We start from the raw sequence: 20,275 nt of genomic DNA, 5'->3' as shown, positions 1-20,275 counted from the left end.
CAGCCTGGGCATGCCCCAACTGCCCGCGCCCGACTACCCGGACGATGTTCGAGCCCGGCTCGAAGCGGACTCCCGCGAGGTCATCTCCCGCTACCCGGACTCCAGGTCCGCCCTCCTTCCGTTGCTGCATCTCGTGCAGTCGGAGGAGGGTCATGTCACGCGCACCGGGATGCGGTTCTGCGCGGACATGCTGGGCCTGACCACGGCCGAGGTCACCGCGGTCGCCACCTTCTACTCCATGTACCGCCGGGGCCCCTCCGGCGACTACCAGGTGGGCGTCTGCACGAACACCCTGTGCGCGGTGCTGGGCGGCGACGCCATCTTCGAGACCCTCCAGGAGCACCTCGGTGTCGCCAACGGCGGGACGACCGAGGACGGCAAGGTCACCCTGGAGCACATCGAGTGCAACGCGGCCTGCGACTTCGCACCCGTCGTGATGGTCAACTGGGAGTTCTTCGACAACCAGACGCCGGCCAGTGCCAAGCGCCTCGTCGACGACCTGCGCGCGGGCGTCGAGGTCGAACCCACGCGCGGTGCCCCCCTGTGCACGTTCAAGGACACCGCCCGCATCCTGGCGGGTTTCCCCGACACCAGGGACGGGGCCGTCGAGGCGAGCGGCAGCGCGGGTCCCGCCTCGCTGATCGGGCTCCGGTTGGCCAAGGGCGAGAGCCCCGCGCGCGTGGTGCACCCCAGGGGCGGCGACTCCAGGGGCACATCGCCGCAGGCCTCGTCGTCCGCCGCCGAGCACCTCAGCTCGCACGACGCGCCGCAGGACACGGCGGCTTCCGACCCCTCCCACCCGGCGGGGCCCGTCACCGAGGAGGGGGAGTGATGACAATGGCACCTGAAATCAACGAGACCAGCCCCGAGAAGCTGCTCGCACCCGTGCTGTCGGCCTTCTGGGACGAGGACCGGTCCTGGAGCCTGGACGTCTACCGAAGGCACGAAGGGTACGAGGGACTCCGCAAGGCCCTCGCGATGACCCCGGACGACCTCATCGCGTACGTCAAGGAGTCCGGTCTGCGCGGTCGCGGTGGTGCGGGATTCCCTACGGGAATGAAATGGCAGTTCATTCCTCAGGGTGATGGAAAGCCACACTATCTAGTTGTCAACGCCGACGAATCGGAGCCGGGAACCTGTAAGGACATCCCGCTCCTCTTCGCGAACCCGCATAGCCTCATCGAGGGCATTGTGATCGCGTGTTATGCCATCAGGTCTTCGCATGCCTTCATCTATCTGCGCGGTGAAGTCGTACCAGTGCTGCGGCGGTTGCACGAGGCCGTACGTGAGGCCTACGCGGCGGGCTACCTCGGCAAGGACGCACTCGGCAGCGGACTCGACCTCGAACTCACCGTGCACGCGGGCGCGGGCGCGTACATCTGTGGTGAAGAGACCGCACTGCTCGACTCGCTCGAAGGCCGCCGGGGTCAACCGCGGCTCCGTCCCCCCTTTCCTGCTGTCGCAGGGCTCTATGCGTGCCCAACTGTTGTAAATAACGTCGAGTCGATCGCGTCAGTTCCCGCGATTCTGCAAAAGGGCAAAGAATGGTTCCGCTCGATGGGGAGCGAGAAGTCTCCGGGCTTCACGCTCTACTCGCTCAGCGGCCATGTCACCAACCCGGGCCAGTACGAGGCCCCGCTCGGCATCACGCTCCGCCAACTCCTCGACATGAGCGGCGGGATGCGCTCCGGCCACCGGCTGAAGTTCTGGACACCCGGCGGCTCCTCGACACCGATGTTCACCGACGAGCACCTCGACGTCCCTCTTGACTACGAAGGAGTGGGCGCCGCGGGTTCCATGCTCGGCACAAAAGCACTCCAGTGCTTCGACGAGACCACCTGTGTCGTCCGGGCGGTCACCCGCTGGACCGAGTTCTACGCCCACGAGTCCTGCGGCAAGTGCACGCCCTGCCGCGAAGGGACGTACTGGCTCGTGCAGTTGCTGCGCGACATCGAGGCCGGCAAGGGCGTCATGTCCGACCTCGACAAGCTGAACGACATCGCCGACAACATCAACGGCAAGTCCTTCTGCGCCCTCGGCGACGGCGCCGCCTCGCCGATCTTCTCCTCCCTCAAGTACTTCCGCGAGGAGTACGAGGACCACATCACGGGCCGGGGCTGCCCCTTCGACCCGGCCAAGTCCACGGCCTGGGCCGACCGCACGGAGGTGAACGCATGACGGTGACCACGAGCGCTCCCTCCGGAGGGGGCGACGCGGCGGTCCCGCCGGAAGATCTCGTCGCGCTGAAGATCGACGGCATCGACATCAGCGTGCCCAAGGGCACCCTGGTGATCCGCGCCGCCGAACAACTCGGCATCGAGATCCCGCGCTTCTGCGACCACCCCCTCCTCGACCCGGCCGGCGCCTGCCGCCAGTGCATCGTCGAGGTCGAGGGCCAGCGCAAGCCCATGGCGTCCTGCACGATCACCTGTACGGACGGGATGGTCGTCAAGACTCACCTCACCTCACCCGTGGCCGAAAAGGCCCAGCACGGGGTGATGGAGCTGCTCCTCATCAACCACCCGCTCGACTGCCCGGTCTGCGACAAGGGCGGCGAGTGCCCCCTGCAGAACCAGGCCATGTCGCACGGTCAGGCGGAGTCCCGCTTCGAGGGCAAGAAGCGGACCTACGAGAAGCCGGTGCCGATCTCCACGCAGGTGCTGCTCGACCGCGAGCGGTGCGTGCTGTGCGCCCGCTGCACCCGCTTCTCCAACCAGATCGCGGGCGACCCGATGATCGAGCTGATCGAGCGCGGCGCGCTCCAGCAGGTCGGTACCGGTGAGGGCGACCCCTTCGAGTCGTACTTCTCCGGGAACACGATCCAGATCTGCCCGGTCGGGGCGCTGACCTCGGCGGCGTATCGCTTCCGCTCCCGCCCCTTCGACCTCGTGTCCTCGCCCTCGGTGTGCGAGCACTGCTCAGGCGGCTGCGCCACCCGCACCGACCACCGGCGCGGCAAGGTCATGCGGCGCCTCGCGGCCAACGAGCCCGAGGTCAACGAGGAGTGGATCTGCGACAAGGGGCGCTTCGGCTTCCGTTACGCGCAGAAGCCGGACCGGCTCCACACGCCCCTGGTACGCAACGCCGACGGCGTCCTGGAGCCCGCCTCCTGGCCCGAGGCGCTGGAAGCGGCGGCACAGGGACTCCTCGCGGCCCGCAGCCGTACGGGCGTTCTCACCGGCGGCCGGCTCACGGTCGAGGACGCCTACGCGTACAGCAAGTTCGCGCGCGTGGCCCTCGACACCAACGACATCGACTTCCGCGCGCGCGTGCACAGCGCCGAGGAGGCCGACTTCCTGGCCGCCCGAATCGGCGGACGCGGACGCGACCTCGACGGTACGGGCGTCACGTACGCCTCCCTGGAGAAGGCGCCCGCGGTCCTGCTGGTCGGCTTCGAGTCCGAGGAGGAGGCGCCCGGCGTCTTCCTGCGGCTGCGCAAGGCCTGGCGGGGACACGGACAGAAGGTCTTCTCCCTCGCCACCCATGCGACACGCGGCCTGGAGAAGGCCGGCGGCACGCTGCTGCCCGCCGCCCCCGGCACCGAGACCGAGTGGCTGGACGCGCTCGGGAGCGGGTTCGGGCTGGAGGAGAGCGGGGCGAAGGCCGCCGAGGCGCTGCGCACCGAGGGCGCGGTGATCGTCGTGGGAGAGCGGCTCGCCGCCGTCGCGGGCGGGCTCACCGCCGCCGTACGGGCAGCTTCCACGACCGGCGCCCAGCTGGTGTGGATCCCGCGCCGGGCCGGGGAACGCGGTGCCGTCGAGGCCGGCGCGCTGCCGTCGCTGCTGCCGGGCGGACGTCCGGCGACCGACCCGCGCGCGCGGGACGAGGTCGCCGTCGCCTGGGGCGTGGCTGAGCTTCCGCACCGCTTCGGCCGCGACACCGGCCAGATCGTCGAGGCCGCCGCCGGAGGCGAGTTGCAGGCGCTGGTGGTCGCCGGCGTCGAGGTCGCCGACCTGCCGGATCCGGCACGCGCGCGTGCGGCTCTGCGCGAAGTGGGCTTCCTGGTGTCTCTGGAACTGCGGCCCAGCGAGGTCACCGAGCACGCGGATGTCGTACTCCCGGTCGCCGCGGTCGCCGAGAAGGCGGGCACCTTCCTCAACTGGGAGGGCCGGGGCCGCCCCTTCGAGGCCGCGCTCAAGCCCGACCAGATGACCCGGCGCCTGGCACCGTCTGACGCCCGCGTGCTCCAGATGCTCGCCGACGCCATGGACGTACACCTCGGCCTGCCGGATCTGCGCACCGCGCGACTGGAACTGGACCGGCTCGGGGTCTGGGACGGCACGCGGGCCGGCAACCCGCTGGAGATCGGCGCCCAGTTGCCGCGCCCGGCCGCCGGGGAAGCGGTGCTCGCCGGGCACCGCCTGCTCCTCGACCAGGGGCGCCTCCAGGAGGGCGACGACGCCCTCGCCGGGACGCGGCACGCCGCACACGCGCGCGTGTCGGCCGCGACGGCCGCCGAAGCGGGGGTCAAGGACGGCGATCTGCTCGCCGTCACCGGTACCGCCGGGACGGTCGAACTCCCCCTCATGGTCACCGAGATGCCCGACCGAGTGGTCTGGCTGCCGTTGAACTCGACCGGAGGCGGCGTCGCCTCCGACACCGGGGCGCTGCCCGGCGCACTCGTCCGCATCGGCCCGGCGACCCTCGCCTCCGACGCACCCAAGGAGGTGGAGGCATGAGCCCGTACCTCGCCGCTGAAGACCTCTCCATGTTCGGCACCGACCCCTGGTGGCTGGTCGTCGTCAAGGCGGTCTTCTGCTTCGCCTTCCTGATGATCACCGTGCTGTTCTCCATCGTGTGGGAACGCAAGGTCGTCGCCTGGATGCAGCTGCGCGTCGGCCCCAACCGGCACGGCCCCTGGGGGATGCTCCAGTCGCTCGCCGACGGCGTCAAACTGATGCTCAAGGAAGACCTGATCGTCAAGCGCGCGGACAAAGTGGTCTACGTCCTCGCGCCGGTCATCGCGGCCATCCCGGCCTTCATGGCTATCGCGGTCATCCCCTTCGGACCGGCCGACAACGAGGTCTCGATCTTCGGCACCCGTACGACGATGCAGCTCACCGACCTGCCGATCGCGATGCTCTATGTCCTCGCGGTCGCCTCGGTCGGTATCTACGGCATCGTGCTCGCGGGCTGGAGCTCCGGATCGACCTACCCCCTGCTGGGCGGTCTGCGGTCCTGCGCCCAGATGATCTCGTACGAGATCGCGATGGGCGCCGCCTTCGCCTCGGTGTTCCTCTACTCCGGGTCGATGTCGACCTCGACCATCGTCGAACAGCAGCACGACCGCTGGTACGTCGTCCTGCTGCCGGTGTCCTTCCTCATCTACATCGTGACGATGATCGGCGAGACCAACCGCGCCCCCTTCGACATGCCGGAGTCCGAGGGCGACCTGGTCGGCGGCTTCAACACCGAGTACTCGTCCATCAAGTTCGCGCTGTTCATGCTCGCCGAGTACGTCAACATGGTGACCGTCTCGGCCGTGTCGGTGACGCTCTTCCTGGGCGGCTGGCGGGCCCCATGGCCCATCAGCACCTTCTGGGAGGGCGCCAACCACGGCTGGTGGCCGATGGCCTGGTTCGTCATCAAGGTGCAGCTGCTGCTGTTCTTCTTCATCTGGCTGCGCGGCACGCTCCCGCGTGTCCGCTACGACCAGTTGATGAAGCTCGGCTGGAAGGTCCTCATCCCGGTCTCGCTGGTCTGGCTGATGCTCGTCGCGACCGTACGGACCCTGCGCAACGAGAACTACGACTTCGCCGACATCGCCCTCTACGTGGGCGGCGGTGTCCTCGCCCTGCTGTTGCTCTCCTTCGTGGCCGACATCTTCCGCGACCGGGGCAAGGCGCAGGAGGCGGCCGCCGCCGAGCCCGTCGCCTTCGACCCGATGGCGGGCGGATTCCCCGTACCACCACTGCCGGGACAGGAGGCGCCGGCGGTGCCCCGCAGGCGCCCGCGCCGAGAGCGCGAGTTGATTGTCAGTGGTGGGCCGGATACTGGCAGTGACGGATCTCTGGATGGAAAGGAGGCGTCCGATGGCTGAGGAGCCGAAGGAGACCGGGCAGTCGAAGCCCGGCTTCCAGAACCCCGTGGCCGGCTTCGGCGTGACCTTCAAGGCCATGTTCAAGAAGCGGCTGACCGAGCAGTACCCCGAGCAGGAGAAGACCACCGCTCCCCGGTTCCACGGACGGCACCAGCTCAACCGCCATCCGGACGGCCTGGAGAAGTGCGTGGGCTGCGAACTGTGTGCCTGGGCCTGCCCCGCGGACGCCATCTATGTGGAGGGCGCCGACAACACCGACGAGGAACGCTACTCGCCGGGTGAGCGGTACGGCGCGGTCTACCAGATCAACTACGCCCGCTGCATCCTGTGCGGCCTGTGCATCGAGGCGTGCCCCACGCGCGCGTTGACGATGACGAACGAGTTCGAGCTGGCCGACAGCAGCCGCGCCAACCTCATCTACACCAAGGAACAGCTGCTCGCCGGACTCGACGAGGGCATGGTCGAATCGCCCCACTCGATCTTCCCGGGCACCGACGAACAGGACTACTACCGGGGGCTGGTCACCGAGGCCGCGCCCGGCACGGTCCGCCAGGTCGCCGTTTCCAAGGGTGAGAAGGCGGAAGAAGAGGGGGTGGGCGCATGAGCGCGCTCGCCGCCACGGCCACTCTCGCCGCCGACACCTCCACGGGTGAGGCGTTCCAGTTCTGGGTGCTCGGCACCGTCGCCGTGGCCGGAGCCCTGTGCACCGTCTTCATGAGAAGGGCCGTCCACAGCGCGCTCTGTCTCGCCGGAACCATGATCATCCTGGCGGTGTTCTACCTGGCCAACGGCGCCTACTTCCTGGGCGTCGTCCAGATCGTCGTCTACACCGGCGCGATCATGATGCTGTTCCTCTTCGTGGTCATGCTCGTCGGTGTCACCGCCGCGGACTCCCTCAAGGAGACCATCAAGGGTCAGCGCTGGCTGGCCCTGGTGTGCGGGCTCGGCTTCGGCATCCTGCTGGTCGCGGGCATCGGAAACGCCTCCCTGAAGGAGTTCACCGGTCTCGGTCAGGCCAACGCGAACGGCAACGTGGAGGGCCTGGCCGCCCTCATCTTCACGAAGTACGTGTTCGCCTTCGAGATCACCGGCGCGCTGCTGATCACGGCCGCCGTCGGCGCCATGGTGCTCACGCACCGCGAGCGCACCGAGCGCGCCAAGACCCAGCGCGAACTGGCCGAACAGCGCGTGCGGGACGGCAAGCACCTGCCGCCGCTGCCCGCCCCCGGTGTGTACGCCAGGCACAACGCGGTGGATGTCGCGGGTCTGCTGCCCGACGGCACCCCGGCCGAGCTGTCCGTCATGCAGACGCTGCGTCAGCGCGGCCAGATCCGCGATGTGTCCGCCGAGGCCATCAACGACCTCAAGGCCCTGGAACAGCGCGCCGAGGACCGTCTGGAGCGCACCAACATCGGCTCGAACGGTCGCTCGAACAGTGGGGAGGCGTCCAAGTGAACCCGGTCAACTACCTCTATCTCGCCGTCCTGTTGTTCACGATCGGCGCCACCGGCGTCCTGATCAGGCGCAACGCGATCGTCGTCTTCATGTGCGTCGAGCTGATGCTCAACGCCTGCAACCTCGCGTTCGTCACCTTCTCCCGGATGCACGGCAATCTCGACGGCCAGGTCATCGCCTTCTTCACGATGGTCGTCGCCGCCGCGGAGGTCGTCGTCGGGCTCGCGATCATCGTGTCGCTCTTCCGTTCCCGCCACTCGGCCTCGGTCGACGACGCCAGCCTGATGAAGCTGTAAGGGGTCGCTGAATCGTGGACAATCTGATTGCGCTGCTGGTGGCGGCGCCTCTGCTCGGAGCGGTGGTACTGCTGTGCGGCGGCCGACGGCTGGACGCCGTCGGCCACTGGATCGGCACGGCCCTGGCGGCCGCCTCCTTCGTGATCGGCGTGGTTCTCTTCGTCGACATGCTGGGCAAGGACGCCGAACACCGCGCCCTCATGCAGCACCTGTTCAGCTGGGTCCCCGTCGAGGGTTTCCAGGCCGACGTCGCCTTCCAGCTCGACCAGCTGTCGATGACGTTCGTCCTGCTGATCACCGGCGTCGGCTCGCTGATCCACGTGTACTCGATCGGGTACATGGAGCACGACGAGCGCCGCCGCCGCTTCTTCGGCTATCTGAACCTGTTCCTCGCGGCGATGCTGCTGCTCGTCCTCGCCGACAACTACCTCCTGCTGTACGTCGGCTGGGAGGGCGTCGGCCTCGCCTCGTACCTCCTGATCGGCTTCTGGCAGCACAAGCCCAGTGCCGCGACCGCCGCGAAGAAGGCCTTCCTGGTCAACCGCGTCGGCGACATGGGCCTGTCGATCGCCATCATGCTGATGTTCACCACCTTCGGGACCTTCGCCTTCGGGCCGGTCCTCGAAGCCACCGGTGGGACGGGTGAGGGCAAGCTCACCGCGATCGCCCTGATGCTGCTGCTCGCGGCCTGCGGCAAGTCCGCCCAGGTGCCCCTGCAGTCCTGGCTCGGGGACGCGATGGAGGGCCCGACCCCGGTCTCGGCCCTCATCCACGCGGCGACGATGGTGACCGCCGGTGTGTACCTGATCGTCCGCTCCGGGGAGATCTTCAACGCGGCGCCCGACGCCCAGTTGGTGGTCACCGTGGTCGGAGCCGTCACGCTCCTCTTCGGTGCGATCGTCGGTTGCGCGAAGGACGACATCAAGAAGGCGCTGGCCGGCTCGACCATGTCGCAGATCGGCTACATGATCCTCGCGTCCGGACTCGGGCCCATCGGCTACGTCTTCGCGATCATGCACCTGGTGACCCACGGCTTCTTCAAGGCCGGTCTGTTCCTCGGCGCCGGCTCGGTCATGCACGGCATGAACGACGAGGTCGACATGCGCAAGTACGGCGGCCTCCGCAAGCACATGCCCGTCACCTTCGTGACCTTCGGTCTCGGGTACCTTGCCATCATCGGCTTCCCCGGTCTGTCCGGCTTCTTCTCCAAGGACAAGATCATCGAGGCGGCGTTCGCCAAGGGCGGCACCGAGGGCTGGATCCTCGGCGGAGTCGCTCTGCTCGGCGCGGCCATCACCGCGTACTACATGACGCGCGTGATGCTCATGACGTTCTTCGGCGAGAAGCGCTGGCAGCCCGACGAGAACGGCAACGAACCGCACCCGCACGAGTCCCCGAAGTCCATGACGATCCCCATGATCGTGCTCGCCTTCGGGTCGGTCTTCGCGGGCGGGATCTTCGGCATCGGCGACCGCTTCCTGCACTGGCTGGAGCCCGTCACCGAGCACTCGCACGGGAACCCGCCGGTCAGCGCCCTCACGGTCACCCTGTCCACCATGGTCGTGCTCGTCATCGGCGTCGGCGCCGCGTACCTCCAGTACGGGCGCCGTCCGGTCCCGGTCGTCGCCCCGCGCGGGTCGCTGCTCACCCGGGCCGCCCGCCGCGACCTCCTCCAGGACGACTTCAACCACGTCGTCCTCGTACGCGGCGGGGAGCACCTCACCCGCTCCCTCGTCTACGTCGACCACACCCTGGTCGACGGGGTCGTCAACGGTACGGCGGCCTCCATGGGCGGCCTCTCCGGACGGCTCCGCAAGCTGCAGAACGGCTACGCGCGCTCGTACGCGGTCTCGATGTTCGGCGGTGCGGCGATCCTCATCGCCGCGACCCTGCTGATGAGGGCGGTCTGATACCGATGTCCTTTCCCCTCCTGACAGCGACGGCGGCGCTCCCGGCCCTCGGAGCGATCGCCACGGCGGCCGTGCCGGCTGCCCGGCGCACCGCCGCCAAGTGGCTGGCGTTGATCGTCTCGCTCGCCACTCTCGCGCTCGCCGCGATCGTCCTGGTGCGCTTCGACCCGGGCGGTGACCGCTACCAGCTCACCGAATCCCGTGCCTGGATCAAGGACTTCGGGGTGCGGTACGAGCTGGGCGTGGACGGCATCGCCGTGGCGCTCATCGCGCTCACCGCACTGCTGATCCCGTTCGTGATCCTGGCCGGCTGGCACGACGCCGACCCCCTGGAGACAGGAAACACGCGCTGGCGGCCCACCCAGGGCTTCTTCGCGCTGATCCTGGCCGTCGAGGCGATGGTGATCATCTCCTTCGAGGCCACCGACGTCTTTCTCTTCTACATCTTCTTCGAAGCCATGCTCATCCCGATGTACTTCCTCATCGGCGGCTTCGGCGACCGTGCCCACGAGCACGGCGAGGAAACGGCGTCCACGCAACGCTCGTACGCGGCGGTGAAGTTCCTCCTCTACAACCTGGTCGGCGGCCTGATCATGCTGGCGGCCGTGATCGGTCTCTACGTGGTGGCGGGGAACTTCTCGCTCACGGAGATCGCCGAGGCCCGGGCCAACGGTTCGCTGCACATGGCGACGAACACCGAACGCTGGCTGTTCCTGGGCTTCTTCTTCGCCTTCGCGGTGAAGGCGCCCCTGTGGCCGCTGCACACCTGGCTGCCCAACGCCATGGGGGAGGCCACCACACCGGTCGCCGTGCTGATCACGGCGGTCGTCGACAAGGTGGGCACCTTCGCGATGCTCCGCTTCTGCCTCCAGCTGTTCCCGGAGGCGTCGAAGTGGGCGACGCCCGTCATCCTCGTACTGGCGCTGATCAGCATCATCTACGGGGCGCTGCTCGCCGTCGGGCAACGCGACATCAAGCGGCTGGTCGCGTACGCGTCGATCTCGCACTTCGGGTTCATCATCCTGGGCATCTTCGCGATGACCAGCCAGGGCCAGTCGGGCGCGACGCTGTACATGGTCAACCACGGGATCTCGACGGCCGCGCTGATGCTGGTGGCCGGCTTCCTGATCTCGCGGCGCGGCTCACGGCTCATCGCCGACTACGGAGGCGTCCAGAAGGTCGCCCCGGTGCTCGCCGGCACGTTCCTGATCGGCGGGCTCGCGACCTTGTCGCTCCCGGGCCTCGCGCCCTTCGTGAGCGAGTTCCTGGTCCTGGTGGGCACGTTCGCGCGCTACCCGGCGGTCGGCATCATCGCCACCTTCGGCATCGTCCTCGCCGCGCTCTACACCCTCGTCCTCTACCAGCGGACGATGACGGGCCCGGTGAAGGCGGAGGTCGCCGAGATGCCGGACCTCAGGGTGCGTGAACTCGTGGTGGTGACACCACTGATCGTGCTGCTGATCTTCCTGGGCGTCTATCCGAAGCCCTTGACCGACATCGTCAACCCGGCGGTCAAGCAGACCATGTCCGACGTCCAGAAGAAGGACCCCCAGCCCGAGGTGGAGGCGGCCAAGTGAGCGCATCAGCCGTCCACAGCCTGTGGACAACGGCGGCCGACCCGATCTCCAAGATCGACGCGCCGAAGATCGAATACGGGCAGTTGTCGCCCACCCTGATCGTCATCGGCGCGGCGATCGTCGGGATCCTGGTCGAGGCGTTCGTGCCCCGCAAATCCCGCTACTACGTACAGCTGTTCGTGTCCGTCGTCGCTCTTGTCGCCGCGTTCGCCGCGGTCGTGGGGCTCGCGACGAGCGGATACGGCACCACCAAGGCCGGCATCGCGGCCATGGGCGCGATCGCCGTCGACGGGCCCGCACTGTTCCTGCAGGGCACGATCCTGCTCGCGGGACTGGTCGGCCTGTTCACCTTCGCCGAACGGCGGCTCGACCCCGAGGCGCACGGCAACCGCGTCGACTCGTTCGCCGCGCAGGCCGCGTCCGTACCGGGCAGCGACAGCGAAAAGGCCGCGGTGAAGGCGGGGTTCACCACCACCGAGGTGTTCCCGCTGCTGTTGTTCGCGATCGGCGGCATGCTGATCTTCCCCTCGGCCAACGACCTGCTGACCCTGTTCGTGGCCCTGGAGATCTTCTCGCTCCCGCTGTACCTGCTGTGTGCCCTGGCCCGCCGCAAGCGGCTCATGTCGCAGGAGGCCGCGGTCAAGTACTTCCTGCTCGGCGCCTTCGCCTCCGCGTTCACCCTGTTCGGCATCGCACTGCTGTACGGCTATGCGGGCTCGGTGTCCTACGGGACGATCGCCCAGGTCGTCGACGGCACCATCAAGAACGTCGACCCGGCGCTCGCCGACACCATGGGCAACGACGTGCTGCTGCTCATCGGCGCCGCGATGATCGTCATGGGTCTGCTCTTCAAGGTCGGCGCCGTGCCGTTCCACATGTGGACGCCGGACGTCTACCAGGGCGCGCCCACCCCGGTGACGGGTTTCATGGCGGCGGCGACGAAGGTGGCGGCGTTCGGCGCGCTGCTGCGGCTGCTCTACGTGGTGCTGCCGGGCCTGCGCTGGGACTGGCGGCCGGTCATGATGGGCGTCGCGGTCGTCACCATGCTGGGTGGCGCGGTCGTCGCGATCACCCAGACCGACATCAAGCGGCTGCTCGCCTACTCGTCCATCGCGCACGCGGGGTTCATCCTCGCCGGTGTCATCGCCATGACACCGGACGGGGTCTCGTCCGTGCTGTTCTATCTGGGCGCGTACTCGTTCGTGACGATCGGGGCGTTCGCCGTGGTCACCCTGGTGCGGGATGCTGGAGGCGAGGCGACCCACCTGTCCAAGTGGGCGGGGCTCGGACGCCGTTCGCCGCTGGTGGCCGCCGTGTTCGCGGTGTTCCTGCTGGCCTTCGCCGGCATTCCGCTGACCTCCGGTTTCGCCGGGAAGTTCGCCGTGTTCAAGGCGGCGGCCGAGGGCGGGGCGGGAGCGCTGGTCGTCGTCGGTGTGATCTCGTCGGCCATCGCCGCGTTCTTCTACATCCGGGTGATCGTCCTGATGTTCTTCAGCGAGCCGCAGCCCGACGGACCCACCGTCGCCGTGCCCTCGCCGTTGACCATGACGGCGATCGCGGTGGGGGTGGCAGTCACCGTAGTGCTGGGTGTGGCGCCGCAGTACTTCCTCGACCTGGCGAACCAGGCGGGCGTCTTCGTACGCTGACCAGCGGGTTTCACGGAAAGCGCCGGGCCCCGGTCCCCTTGTGGGACCGGGGCCCGGCGCGTGTTCACGGCGTCGGGCACGTCACCGTCGGGTTCCAGCGGGCGAACATGCCGCTGGGGTTCTCCTTCCAGAGCCAGACGTGCAGGTCGTAGTGGACCGGCATGCCTTCCACGTGGCCGGGCATCGGGCCGTCGAAGGCCATACCGAACAGGCTCGGGCGGTCGTCGTCGGTCTTGACGTCCTGGTCCTTGTCGACCACGATCCACTCCGCGCCGACGAGCCTGCGTGACTCGCCGGCGGCGCTCGGGGTGGCCACAGTGGGGGCGTCCCCGTCCAGCGAGTCGAGGTCGTCGGCCCAGCTCGCGTCGGCGGCCGTGTCCGTCCAGTCCTCGCTGGTCCGGTCCTCGTACAGCAGAGCGGTCGGCTTCGCTGGATCGAGTGAACCGTAGAGGTCCTTGTCGATGTAGTGGAAGCCCATGCCGCCCTCCGTCGGATGGACTCCGCAGAAGGAGGGCTTGTAGCCGTCCGTCACGGCGGACGGGGCGTACTGGTACTTCGCCGTCGCTTCGAGCGTCTTGGCCAGCTCGGTCAGGACCGTGGGGTCGACGGGGTCGCTCGGCGCCGAGTGCGCGGGGGCGACGGCCAGGGAAAGGGATGCGGCGGTCGTGGCGAGGGCGACGGTGAGCTTGAGCCGGCGGCGGGGCATATGGGGACTCCTTGAACTGGAGAGGCACCTCGGAAGGCGCCGGTCCGCAGGGCGCGCGGGGCGCGCCGGTCCGTTGTGCGGGCCTCCCCTCGTCCCGCCCGAGCAGCGTGTCGCGGGCCGTTCGGGGGCGCCACGCGAAGGGGCCCATTGGGCTGAACACCCCGCTTCGGCCCAGAGGCCCGGAGACACGGACGAGGCGGGACGGGCGCGACCTGTGGATAACTCCGGGGCTGTCGGTGCGGGCCCCTATGGTGGACGCAGTGGTCGAGGCGCGACGTACGGGGGACACGACGATGAGCGCGATGAGCGTGATGGGCGGGTCGGGTGTGATGACGGAAGCGGACGAGGGGCTGGGAGCAGTCGCGGTGTCGGCCGCGGTGGAGGACAGCGAGGCGCTGGCCACGCTGCACCGGGTCTTCGGGTACGACTCCTTCCGCGGTGAGCAGGCGGCCGTCATCGAGCATGTGGTGGCGGGCGGCGACGCGGTCGTCCTCATGCCGACCGGCGGCGGAAAGTCGCTGTGCTACCAGATTCCGTCCCTGGTCAGACCGGGTACGGGGATCGTCGTCTCGCCTCTCATCGCGCTGATGCAGGACCAGGTGGACGCGCTGCGCGCGCTCGGCGTGCGGGCCGGGTTCATGAACTCCACGCAGGATTTCGACGAGCGGCGGGTGGTCGAGGCCGAGTTCCTCGCCGGTGAGCTGGACCTTCTGTACCTGGCTCCGGAGCGGCTGCGTCTGCAGTCGACCCTTGACCTGCTCTCCCGGGGAAAGATCGCTGTATTCGCCATCGACGAGGCGCACTGCGTCTCGCAGTGGGGCCACGACTTCCGGCCCGACTACCTGGCGCTGTCGCTGCTGGGCGAGCGTTGGCCGGACGTCCCGCGGATCGCTCTCACGGCGACGGCCACGCACGCGACGCACCAGGAGATCACCGAGCGGCTGGGCATGCCGGATGCCCGTCACTTCGTGGCGAGCTTCGACCGGCCCAACATCCAGTACCGGATCGTGCCCAAGGCCGACCCCAAGAAGCAGCTGCTGTCCTTCCTGAAGGAGGAGCACGCGGGCGACGCCGGCATCGTCTACTGCCTCTCGCGCAACTCCGTGGAACGCACGGCGGAGTTCCTGTCCGCCAACGGTGTGCAGGCGGTGCCGTACCACGCGGGACTGGACGCGGGTACGCGCGCGGCGCACCAGTCCCGCTTCCTGCGGGAGGACGGTCTCGTCGTCGTCGCGACCATCGCCTTCGGGATGGGTATCGACAAACCCGACGTCCGGTTCGTCGCCCACTACGACCTGCCCAAGTCCGTGGAGGGCTACTACCAGGAGACCGGCCGCGCGGGGCGCGACGGACTGCCGTCCACGGCCTGGATGGCGTACGGACTGAACGACGTCATACAGCAACGGAAACTGATCCAGGGCAGTGAGGGGGACGAGGCACACCGGCGCCGGTCCGCCGCGCATCTGGACGCGATGCTGGCACTGTGCGAGACGGTGCAGTGCCGGCGCAGTCAGCTGCTCGCCTACTTCGGCCAGGACCCGGAGCCGGGCGGCTGCGGCAACTGCGACACCTGCCTGGTGCCGCCCGACACCTGGGACGGCACGGTCGCCGCGCAGAAGGTGCTGTCGACGGTGTGGCGGTTGGAGCGCGAGCGGCGGCAGAAGTTCGGCGCGGTGCAGATCGTGGACATTCTGCTGGGCCGGCGGACCGCGAAGGTGATCCAGTTCGACCACGACCAGCTCTCCGTGTTCGGCATCGGGGAGGAGCTGGCGGAAGGCGAATGGCGCGGAGTGGTCCGGCAGATGCTGGCGCAGGGACTCCTCGCGGTCGAGGGGGAGTACGGGACGCTGGTGCTGACCGAGGAGAGCGGGTCGGTGCTGCGGCGCGAGCGGGACGTGCCGATGCGGAAGGAACCGAAGAAGACGGCGACCTCGCGGTCGGCCGGTGGCGGCGGCCGGGGTGAGCGGAAGGCGAAGGCGGCGGCGGTCGAGTTGCCCACGGAGCTGCAGCCCGCGTTCGAGGCCCTGCGGACCTGGCGTGGTGAACAGGCCCGTGAGCAGGGAGTTCCGGCGTACGTCATTTTCCATGACGCCACGCTGCGGGAGATCGTCAGCGTCTGGCCCGGGTCGGTGGCGGAACTGGGCGGTATCAGTGGGGTGGGCGAGAAGAAGCTCGCCACCTACGGGGAGGGTGTGCTGAAGGCCCTCGCGGCGCTGGGCGGGGCACCGGTGTCCGCGGCGCGGGCGGAGCCCACACACACGGGCAGTGCCGGCGGGGGTACGGGGCCCGGGACGGGCTCCGACCAGATGGGACCGGACGACTGGCCCGAGATGGAGATGGAGCCCGAGCCGGAGGACTGGATGTAGACCGGCGGACTCCGGGCCGCTTCCCGGGCGCCTCGCTCAGCTCGCCGGAGTGATTCTTCCCGTCACCTCGCCCAGGCCTACACGGGTGCCGTCCGGACCCGGGGCCCAGGCGGTGAGGGTGACCTCGTCGCCGTCCTCCAAGAAGGTGAGCTTGCCGGTGGGGAGGTCGAGGGGCCGGGTGCCGTTCCAGGTGAGTTCGAGGAGGGAGCCGCGTTCTCGTTCGGTGGGGCCGCTGACCGTGCCCGAGCCGTAGAGGTCGCCGGTGCGCAGGGAGGCACCGTTGACGGTCATGTGGGCGAGTTGCTGCGCGGCCGTCCAGTACATGCTGGAGAAGGGGGGCTCGGAGATGGTGTGGCCGTTCACGGCGACGGAGATACGCAGGTCGTAGCCGCCTGGCTCCTCCTCGGCGTCGTCGAGGTAGGGAAGCAGCGGGTGGGTACGGGTGGGCGGGGAGAGTCGGGCATCCTCCAGGGCGTCCAGCGGGGTGATCCACGCCGAGACGGACGTGGCGAAGGACTTGCCGAGGAACGGGCCCAGTGGGACGTACTCCCAGGCCTGGATGTCGCGAGCGGACCAGTCGTTCAGGAGGCAGAGGCCGAAGACGTGGTCCCGGAAGGCGGACAGGGCCACGGGGTTGCCCATGGACGACGGCGTGCCCACCACGAAACCGACCTCCGCCTCGATGTCCAGGCGGACCGACGGGCCGAAGAGAGGGGCCGGGTCGGTGGGGGCCTTGCGCTGGCCCGAGGGGCGTACGACTTCGGCGCCGGAGACCACGACCGTGCCCGAGCGGCCGTGGTAACCGATCGGCAGGTGCTTCCAGTTGGGGGTCAGGGAGTCCGCGGCATCCGGGCGGAAGATCTGGCCCACGTTCCGGGCGTGGTTCTCGGAGGCGTAGAAGTCGACGTAGTCCGCGACCTCGAAGGGGAGGTGCAGCGTCACCGAGGAGAGGGGGTGCAGGAGCGGGGCGACGACGTCCTGGTGGGACGGGACGGTGACCCAGGCGGTGAGGGCGCGCCGGATGTCGGACCAGGTCGTGCGGCCGGCGGCGAGAAGGGGGTTGAGAGTCGGGCCGGCCAGGACGGATACATACGGGGAGCCGAGCGCGGCGGCTGCGGCACCCGCGTCGAGGACGTGGTCGCCGAGCCGGACGCCGACCCGGCGTTCTGTGGAGCCGGCCGGGGAGAACACACCGTACGGAAGGTTGTGCGGGCCGAAGGGGTCACCCTCGGGGACATCGAAGGGGGGCATGGGGTGCTGCCTCGCTCTCGTGTGCCGTCTGCTCAAGTGGTCGCGCCACAGGTTACGGGTGAGTCGCCGACTCAGGGCAGTGTTCCCAGTGTCTAAAGAGTTCGTAATGTCCGGATAAGCCTTGTCCGGAGTGGATGATTCCGGCTTAGCGTCCTTTGGGGGGACGCGGACGGGGTGGGTCCGGTCCGTAGGGGGGACACGTGGGGGGACCCGTGGCCAGGAACAGCAGTGTGCCGTTTTCGGCCGACCATGCCGTGCCGGCGTTGATCGTGAAGTTCGGTGACTATCCACTGCATCACGGAGGCGTCGGGGCCATCCGCAGTCTGGGACGGCTGGGCGTTCCGATGTACGCGATCACCGAGGACCCTTACACGCCCGCGGCCTCGTCGCGTTATCTGCGGCGTGCGTTCGTCTGGCCGACCACCGGGACCGAGGAACCGGAGCGGCTCGTCGAGGGGTTGCTGCGGATCGGGAAGCGGATCGGGCGTCCCGCTGTCCTCGTTCCCACGGACGAGGAGGCGGCCGTACTGATCGCCGAGCGGCAGGAGGAACTCGGCGGCGCGTTTCTCTTCCCGCGCGTGGAGGCGGGGCTACCGCGTCGCCTCGCCAGCAAGCAGGGACTGCACGAGTTGTGCGTGGAGCACGGCATACCGACTCCGTCCGCCGCTTTTCCGCGGTCGTACGACGACATCGAGCGGTTCGCGCGGACGGCCAGGTTCCCGGTGGTGGCCAAGAACCGGGAGGCGTTCGTGCGGCGCGCCCGGCCCGCTGTCAACGGCACCACGCGCATCGCGAGCCGGGAGGCGCTGCTGTCCCTGGCCCGTGACTGGGGTGAGCGTCCCGGTGTGATCCTGCAGGAGTACCTGCCCCGGGAGGAGGCCGAGGACTGGATCGTCCACGCCTACTTCGACGCGGACTCGAATCCGCGGGCGCTGTTCACGGGGGTGAAGGTCCGTTCGTGGCCGCCGCACGCAGGAATGACGGCAAATGCGTACGTCGTCGACAATCCGGAACTCGCGGACCTTGCCGCGCGTTTCATCAAGCAGATCGGCTTCACCGGAATCATCGACCTCGACCTGCGCTTCGACCGGCGCGACGGACAGTACAAACTCCTCGACTTCAATCCGCGGATGGGCGCCCAGTTCCGGCTCTTCGAGAGTGAGTCGGCAGTGGACGTGGTCCGTGCCATGCATCTCGATCTGACCGGGCGTGCCGTTCCGGAGGGGGAACAGCGCGCCGGGCACCGGTACATCGTGGAGAACATCGACCTGCCCGCCCTCCTCGCCTACCGGCGCAGCGGCTACACGACGCCGCACGCGCCGACCCGGGCGAGCGGGACGGAACTGGCCTGGCTCGCGGGTGACGACCCGCTGCCGTTCCTCACGATGCTCGCCCGGTTCGTGCGGCCGGGCGCGAAGCACCTGTACCAGCTGTGGCGGACCAGCCGCCGTGGCGGCGGCGTCGGCTGAGAGCCGGAGCTGCCGGCGAGAGCCGGGGCGCGGGCGTCCGGTGCGGGGGCGGGGGCGGGGTGGTGCGGATGGCAGTGAGTACAGAGCAACACGAAGTGGCGAAGCAGCGTCCTGGGGAGGGACTTCGTGAATCATCCAGTAGCGATTATCGGCGCGGGACCGTTCGGACTGTCCACCGCCGCGCATCTGCGGGCACGTGGCATCCCGGTGAGAGTGTTCGGCGAGCCCATGGTGAGCTGGCGGGACCACATGCCCGCCGGGATGCTCCTGAAATCCACACCGGCGGCCTCCAGTATCGACGCCCCGCAGCATGGTCACGCCCTGGTGGACTACTGCGACGCGGTGGGGGCGCGCCGACTGGTCACCGACGAGGACATCATCCCGGTGGAGACGTTCATCGCGTACGGCGAGTGGTTCCAGCAGCGGCTCGTGCCCGAGTTGGAGCGGGTGCGGGTGGTGTCCGTGGACAGGCGCCCCAAAGGAACGGGTAGCGGAGGTGGCAGCGGCCACAGCAGGGGGGATGGCTTCGAACTCAAGCTGGACTCGGGTGAGTTGTTCACCGCACGCGCGGTCGTGGTGGCGACGGGCCTGTCAGGGCTCGCGCATCTGCCCCCGGAGCTGGCGGCCGCGGCGCCGGACGGGCCCTCGCCCACGGGACCGGTGTCCCACAGTTCGCAGCATCATGACCTGAGCCGGTTCGAGGGCAGGGAGCTGATCGTCGTCGGGGCGGGCCAGTCCGCGCTGGAGACGGCGGCACTGGCGGCGGAGGCGGGAGCACGGGTACGGGTGGTGTCGCGGGGGAGCGGTCGGGTCGCCTTCGGCGCGCCCCCTTGGCAGCAGCCGAGGCTGCGGCCCGAGTCGCCGTTCGGCAACGCGTGGTCGCTCTGGGCCCTCACCTACTATCCGCACCCCTACCGCTATCTCCCGGCCCGGGCTCGCCACTATCTGGTCCGCCGGGTTCTCGGACCGCTCGGTGCGTGGTGGCTGCGCGACCGGTTCGAGGGCGAGGTGCAGGTGAGCGAGGTCGCACGGATCGTCCGGGCGGGAGTCGCGGGAGTCGCGGGAGTCACGGGGGCTATGGAGGTCGCGGGAGCGGCTGAGGCGGAGGGTACGCAGGGCGCCAAGGGTGCGCAGAAAGGGGACGGTTCGGGGAGCGGAGTGGGCTTCGTCGGGGGGCACCCGGTGCTGACGGTCGAGGAACCCGGCGGCCGTATACGGGACTTGTCGGCCGACCATGTGATAGCCGCGACCGGCTACCGCGTCGACATCGCCGCGATGGACTTTCTCGGACATGAGCTGCGTATGGAGCTGGCGGTGAGCAGGGGGACGCCGAGGCTCGGGGCCGGGTATGTGTCATCCGTACCCGGGTTGTACTTCACGGGGTTGCCGGCGGCCGCTTCGTACGGGCCGGTGATGCGGTTCGTGTGCGGAACGGAGTTCGCCTCTCCGAGGCTGGCGCGGCATCTGGCGGCGGCGCACGGGTAGGGCACTCCGCCCGTGTCGGCCCCGCCCCGCCCCGCCCCGCGTGGTAGCCGACGCTTGCCGCGCCCACCCCTGCC

At 69.1% G+C, this 20,275-nt stretch carries 15 protein-coding genes; 13 read left to right on the top strand and 2 right to left on the bottom strand.

All coding sequences use genetic code 11. The features are described 5' to 3' along the window. The first annotated feature begins 10 nt into the window (after positions 1-10). Genes nuoE through nuoN form a run of 10 tightly spaced genes read left to right on the top strand, consistent with a single transcriptional unit; the run spans position 11 to position 12,924 of the window. Positions 11-832, top strand: coding sequence for an NADH-quinone oxidoreductase subunit NuoE (gene nuoE, locus PV734_RS14605; protein WP_319090704.1), 822 nt, complete (start codon positions 11-13; stop codon positions 830-832). Then, positions 829-2,178, top strand: coding sequence for an NADH-quinone oxidoreductase subunit NuoF (nuoF, locus tag PV734_RS14600; RefSeq protein ID WP_319090486.1), 1,350 nt, complete (start codon positions 829-831; stop codon positions 2,176-2,178). Before nuoE ends, nuoF begins: the two co-directional genes overlap by 4 nt. Next, positions 2,175-4,679: an NADH-quinone oxidoreductase subunit G gene (locus PV734_RS14595; protein ID WP_319090485.1), complete on the top strand. Its 2,505-nt coding sequence runs from the start codon at positions 2,175-2,177 to the stop codon at positions 4,677-4,679. Before nuoF ends, PV734_RS14595 begins: the two co-directional genes overlap by 4 nt. After that, on the top strand, positions 4,676-6,040 hold the full coding sequence (nuoH, locus tag PV734_RS14590; protein ID WP_319289732.1) for an NADH-quinone oxidoreductase subunit NuoH: 1,365 nt from the start codon (positions 4,676-4,678) through the stop codon (positions 6,038-6,040). The genes PV734_RS14595 and nuoH overlap by 4 nt, the downstream gene beginning before the upstream one ends. Beyond that, positions 6,033-6,644, top strand: a complete 612-nt coding sequence (nuoI, locus tag PV734_RS14585) for an NADH-quinone oxidoreductase subunit NuoI (protein ID WP_319090482.1) — start codon at positions 6,033-6,035, stop codon at positions 6,642-6,644. The genes nuoH and nuoI overlap by 8 nt, the downstream gene beginning before the upstream one ends. Then, positions 6,641-7,495, top strand: coding sequence for an NADH-quinone oxidoreductase subunit J (locus PV734_RS14580; RefSeq protein WP_319090481.1), 855 nt, complete (start codon positions 6,641-6,643; stop codon positions 7,493-7,495). Before nuoI ends, PV734_RS14580 begins: the two co-directional genes overlap by 4 nt. Continuing rightward, positions 7,492-7,791 carry an NADH-quinone oxidoreductase subunit NuoK gene (gene nuoK / locus PV734_RS14575; RefSeq protein ID WP_319289730.1) on the top strand — a complete coding sequence of 100 codons (300 nt, stop codon included), beginning with the start codon at positions 7,492-7,494 and terminating at the stop codon, positions 7,789-7,791. The genes PV734_RS14580 and nuoK overlap by 4 nt, the downstream gene beginning before the upstream one ends. A 14-nt stretch (positions 7,792-7,805) precedes the next feature. Then, on the top strand, positions 7,806-9,701 hold the full coding sequence (gene nuoL, locus PV734_RS14570) for an NADH-quinone oxidoreductase subunit L (RefSeq protein ID WP_319289728.1): 1,896 nt from the start codon (positions 7,806-7,808) through the stop codon (positions 9,699-9,701). A gap of 5 nt (positions 9,702-9,706) precedes the next feature. Further along, positions 9,707-11,278 carry an NADH-quinone oxidoreductase subunit M gene (locus PV734_RS14565; protein WP_319289727.1) on the top strand — a complete coding sequence of 524 codons (1,572 nt, stop codon included), beginning with the start codon at positions 9,707-9,709 and terminating at the stop codon, positions 11,276-11,278. After that, positions 11,275-12,924 (top strand): NADH-quinone oxidoreductase subunit NuoN, encoded by a 1,650-nt coding sequence (gene nuoN, locus PV734_RS14560; protein WP_319090478.1) that lies wholly within the window; start codon positions 11,275-11,277, stop codon positions 12,922-12,924. The genes PV734_RS14565 and nuoN overlap by 4 nt, the downstream gene beginning before the upstream one ends. Positions 12,925-12,988: 64 nt before the next feature. Here the strand turns inward: nuoN and PV734_RS14555 are convergent, their stop codons facing one another. Further along, complete coding sequence (locus PV734_RS14555; RefSeq protein ID WP_319289726.1) at positions 12,989-13,630, bottom strand: hypothetical protein; 642 nt, start codon at positions 13,628-13,630, stop codon at positions 12,989-12,991. Positions 13,631-13,941: 311 nt separating this feature from the next. Between PV734_RS14555 and recQ the strand changes: the two genes are divergently transcribed. Next, entirely contained in the window at positions 13,942-15,996 is a 2,055-nt protein-coding gene (gene recQ, locus PV734_RS14550) for a DNA helicase RecQ (protein WP_415924212.1), read from the top strand. A gap of 36 nt (positions 15,997-16,032) precedes the next feature. On the opposite strand, the gene fahA is transcribed toward recQ, so the two are convergent. After that, positions 16,033-17,247, bottom strand: a complete 1,215-nt coding sequence (gene fahA, locus PV734_RS14545; RefSeq protein ID WP_319289725.1) for a fumarylacetoacetase — start codon at positions 17,245-17,247, stop codon at positions 16,033-16,035. Between the two features lie 230 nt (positions 17,248-17,477). Here fahA and PV734_RS14540 point away from each other — a divergent pair, with 230 nt between their 5' ends. Together PV734_RS14540 and PV734_RS14535 are read left to right on the top strand one after the other, a co-directional pair. Then, a complete protein-coding gene (locus tag PV734_RS14540) occupies positions 17,478-18,716 on the top strand; it encodes an ATP-grasp domain-containing protein (RefSeq protein WP_319090475.1) in 1,239 nt (412 codons plus the stop codon). A 126-nt stretch (positions 18,717-18,842) separates the two neighbouring features. Next, a complete protein-coding gene (locus tag PV734_RS14535) occupies positions 18,843-20,201 on the top strand; it encodes an NAD(P)-binding domain-containing protein (RefSeq protein ID WP_319289723.1) in 1,359 nt (452 codons plus the stop codon). The last annotated feature ends 74 nt before the right edge of the window (positions 20,202-20,275 follow it).

The sequence above is a fragment of the Streptomyces sp. AK08-02 genome, from assembly GCF_033795085.1.
Classification (GTDB): Bacteria; Actinomycetota; Actinomycetes; order Streptomycetales; family Streptomycetaceae; genus Streptomyces; species Streptomyces echiniscabiei.
The sequence above is the reverse complement of the archived record's forward strand: the minus strand, read 5'-3'. Positions and strand labels throughout refer to the sequence as shown.

Coding starts and splice junctions, on each gene's coding strand:
- nuoE (WP_319090704.1), top strand. CDS start 11: ATGCCCCAACTGCCCGCGCCCGACTACCCGGACGATGTTCGAGCCCGG.
- PV734_RS14595 (WP_319090485.1), top strand. CDS start 2,175: ATGACGGTGACCACGAGCGCTCCCTCCGGAGGGGGCGACGCGGCGGTC.
- nuoH (WP_319289732.1), top strand. CDS start 4,676: ATGAGCCCGTACCTCGCCGCTGAAGACCTCTCCATGTTCGGCACCGAC.
- nuoI (WP_319090482.1), top strand. CDS start 6,033: ATGGCTGAGGAGCCGAAGGAGACCGGGCAGTCGAAGCCCGGCTTCCAG.
- PV734_RS14580 (WP_319090481.1), top strand. CDS start 6,641: ATGAGCGCGCTCGCCGCCACGGCCACTCTCGCCGCCGACACCTCCACG.
- PV734_RS14565 (WP_319289727.1), top strand. CDS start 9,707: ATGTCCTTTCCCCTCCTGACAGCGACGGCGGCGCTCCCGGCCCTCGGA.
- PV734_RS14555 (WP_319289726.1), bottom strand. CDS start 13,630: ATGCCCCGCCGCCGGCTCAAGCTCACCGTCGCCCTCGCCACGACCGCC.
- recQ (WP_415924212.1), top strand. CDS start 13,942: ATGGGCGGGTCGGGTGTGATGACGGAAGCGGACGAGGGGCTGGGAGCA.
- fahA (WP_319289725.1), bottom strand. CDS start 17,247: ATGCCCCCCTTCGATGTCCCCGAGGGTGACCCCTTCGGCCCGCACAAC.